The sequence below is a fragment of the Carnobacterium sp. genome, assembly GCF_032094055.1.
Classification (GTDB): domain Bacteria; phylum Bacillota; class Bacilli; order Lactobacillales; family Carnobacteriaceae; genus Carnobacterium_A.
This window is the reverse complement of record NZ_DAMDAK010000002.1, coordinates 56,216-59,716: the sequence shown is the minus strand read 5'-3', so window position 1 is coordinate 59,716 and position 3,501 is coordinate 56,216. Positions and strand designations below refer to the sequence as shown.

Here is a 3,501-nt window from a genome sequence, read left to right as displayed (position 1 = left end):
TAAAAGAAGTTTTTCATCAGGCTGTTGAGCAGGAAAAAGCTGGCCGAACCGTGCTGATTGATGTGAAAATTAACCATGATCGTCCAATTCCAGTGGAAGAGCTAAAATTAGATGCAAAACTTTATCCAGAAGAAGTTATAAAAGCATTCAAAGAACGGTACGAAGCAGAAGATCTTGAACCGTTCAGTTACTTCTTAGAACAAGAAGGGCTTCAATCAAAAGTAGATCAACGAGGTAATAATTAAACTTTAATTTTAAACGTTGGACAAGCACTTAGTAGGTGCTTGTTTTTTTGTATTTCGCTCTCTTTTGGATGTACAAAAAGAACCAGAATCTGTTATGGTTAAAGTATCTAGATGAAACGAAAGAGGAGAGCCTTCACTGGCTTCATTATACTAGTTTTATGCGGAACAGCTTCTTTTTCCATTGATTTTAGAAGGATTTGAATATTCATCTGCCTCAACGAGGAAGAAAAGATCTTGTTTTCTGGTTAAATTTAGATAAGAAAAGGAGTATTCTAGAAACACTTTTCCCTTACTATCAAAATCAAGAGAAGGATGATGTAAATTATTAAGAACCTACTATAAAATAACCGTTTAAGAGTGAGGTGCGTTATAAAATGAATATTAATAATTTAGGATTGTTAAACAGTTTAGCTGCTATTATTAATGAGGGAGTATACGATAGCGATTATTCGACAACGGAATATATCTTGCATAATATTGATAATATACAAAATATAACGGTTAATATGATTATGGATGAAGCTTATGTTTCGCGATCAGCAATCAGGAGATTTTGTAATAGATTGGGGTACGAAAATTTCAGTGTATTAAAACATTCATTATCAGATATCATTTTCCCTTCTAATATCCATTTACGGGAATTTGAAAATATAGGGAGCTTCAGAAAAAAAGTAACTGAGGAATTATCAAAGATGGTAATCGAAATGAACGATATCATTACGGATGACATTATCGACAGCCTAGCAAGTTTGATTAATGAGCATGAAGGTGTTTCAATGATCAGTGCAAATAATATAAGCGCAAATTTACTGAAATTTCAACAAGAGTTATTCTATGCCAAAAAAATTGTTAAAATTGTAGATAATTACTTTGATAGGGATGAAATGGATATTTCTTCTAGAGAAACGAACCTTATAATGGTTGTTTCTGTTTCAGGTATATTTGCAGAAGCGATCAATGACATCATTCATGAAATTGACGGAAAAAAAATTCTGATTACTGGTAGTCATAGCGAGGAATATAAAAAAGTATATGACCAAATTATTTACATTAGCAAAAATGATATTTCTGATGATAAAATGGGGTTATATGGAAAATATGGGATTACGTATTTTTTTGATTTGCTCTCAGAACATTATATTTTTACGTATAAACACTAATTGTATAAACGATCTTAGATTCAGTGGTTCAAATTTTGAACCACTTTTTTTTTGGCTTTAAGTTATGATTAATTTAAGAAAACGCTACCAATAAAAATCAATGGAGGTATCATAATGCGAAAGTATTCAGATGTTTTTAGCAATAAAGATTTTCTTTGGGGATCAGCAACTGCTGCGTATCAATGTGAAGGAGCTTGGAATGAAGATGGTAAAGGAGAAGGAGAATGGGATTATTTTAATCACCATAGCGTACTCAATATTCACAATGAGGATGGCGATGATGCGAGCGACTTCTATCACCGATACAAAGAAGACATTGATTTAATGGTAGAAGGAGGACAAAACACATACCGTTTTTCCATTTCTTGGGTACGAATACTACCTAATGGCACAGGGGAAATCAATCAAAAAGGTATTGATTTTTATAATAATGTTATTAATTATTGTTTAGAAAAAGATGTAGAGCCGAATGTTACACTTTTCCACTATGATTTGCCGCTTACATTAGCTGCGCAAGGTGGCTGGTTAAACAATAAAATTACGGACTACTTTGATGAATACGCAAAGGTTTGTTTTAAAGAGTTTGGAGATAGAGTGAAGATTTGGGCAACCATTAATGAGCCTCGCTACTATAGTTATTGTTCGAATATAGTAGGGAACTATCCGCCAAATCGTTACGCAGATATTCAGTCGTATTTTCAATATCAATATAACTTAATGTTGGCAAGTGCTAAAGCAGTCCATTCATTCAAACAAATGAAAATCGATGGCATTATCGGTATTGTACATGATAATGGTAGCGTTGAAGTTGACCCTGCAGCTGAACAACAAGAGGAAATATTTAAAATTGCAGATTTCTTTTACAACCGTATGATTTTAGTACCAGCGTTAGAAGGAAAGTTACCTGATGAACTTGAAGAAATGAAGAAGACGTTTAACTTTATGATTTATCATAGTGAGAACGATGCAGAAATATTTAGTAAGGGAAAAGGAGACTATTTAGGTCTTAATTTGTATAACCGACAATACGTGAAACATTGGGAAAATGGAGAAACAGAAATTTTTCATAACAATAAAGGAGCTAATAGCACAAGTTTAGAGGGTATTCGTCTTAAAGGTTTATTTGAAAGTTCATTTGATAAAGAAGTGAGACGTAACCAATGGGGAAGAGAAATTAATCCTAGAGTTATGCATACCTCTTTAGTTGAAATAAAAGAACGATATGGAAATCCACTAATATTGATTGCCGAAAATGGTCATGGAATTTATGAATCTCCTGATGAAAATGGCTATGTAGAAGATAATGAAAGAATCGAAATATTTAATGAGTTTTTAGAGTATATGCTGGCTGCTAAAGCAGAGGGAGTTAATGTAAAAGGCTACTACCATTGGTCAACAATGGACTTATACAGTTGGATTAATGGCTACGAGAAAAGATATGGGTTGGTAAGAGTAGATTTTGAAAATAATTTCAAACGTATACCTAAAAAAAGCTATTACTGGTATAAAGATTTTATCAATAATTACAGTCAAAGTATGGAATAGATTCTATCGCTTGCCGAGGAAGGTGTTAACGTGAAAATTTTAATGGGTCACTATACCTTAGAAAGTAATGAACATGTACATGGTTTAACTGAATTAGACAGCTTTAATCTCAAATTCGGAGAAAACCTGATTCATTCAATGCATGTAGAAGATATTTTTAATGAGAACAATATTGAGCTTATTCCTGCAATCTTTGCTGATGCGCATTCGGCTAAAATCGTTAGTAAAGAAGCCTATCAATATATTTACGCTAAAATGATGCGAGTGATTAAAGAAAATTTGCATGAATTGGATGGGATTTTCTTATTCCTTCATGGTGCGAGTAAAGTAGAAAACTTACCAGAAGGTTCTGGGGAAAGACAGTTATTAAAAGATATCCGTGAAATTACAGGTCCGTATTTGCCTATTTGCGTAGTTATGGATCCGCATGGAAATTTAACCGAAGAATACGTGTCGATGATGACGATTGGGCGTTGCTACCGACAATCGCCTCATACAGATTTAATAGAGACACATAGAATTGTAGCTAAAATGATGGTTGACTTACTGCA

The 3,501-nt window shown here is 33.2% G+C and carries 3 protein-coding genes and 1 pseudogene; all 4 read left to right on the top strand.

The features are described 5' to 3' along the window. Nucleotides 1-245, top strand: a pseudogene (locus tag RT405_RS00775) (pyruvate oxidase); the annotation flags it as partial. Between the two features lie 374 nt (nt 246-619). After that, entirely contained in the window at nt 620-1,405 is a 786-nt protein-coding gene (locus RT405_RS00770; protein ID WP_313466781.1) for a MurR/RpiR family transcriptional regulator, read from the top strand. 114 nt (nt 1,406-1,519) lie between these two features. Next, nucleotides 1,520-2,950 carry a glycoside hydrolase family 1 protein gene (locus RT405_RS00765; RefSeq protein ID WP_313466780.1) on the top strand — a complete coding sequence of 477 codons (1,431 nt, stop codon included), beginning with the start codon at nt 1,520-1,522 and terminating at the stop codon, nt 2,948-2,950. A gap of 30 nt (nt 2,951-2,980) precedes the next feature. Beyond that, the coding region (locus RT405_RS00760; RefSeq protein WP_313466779.1) for a M81 family metallopeptidase at nt 2,981-3,501 on the top strand (521 nt) is incomplete at its 3' end.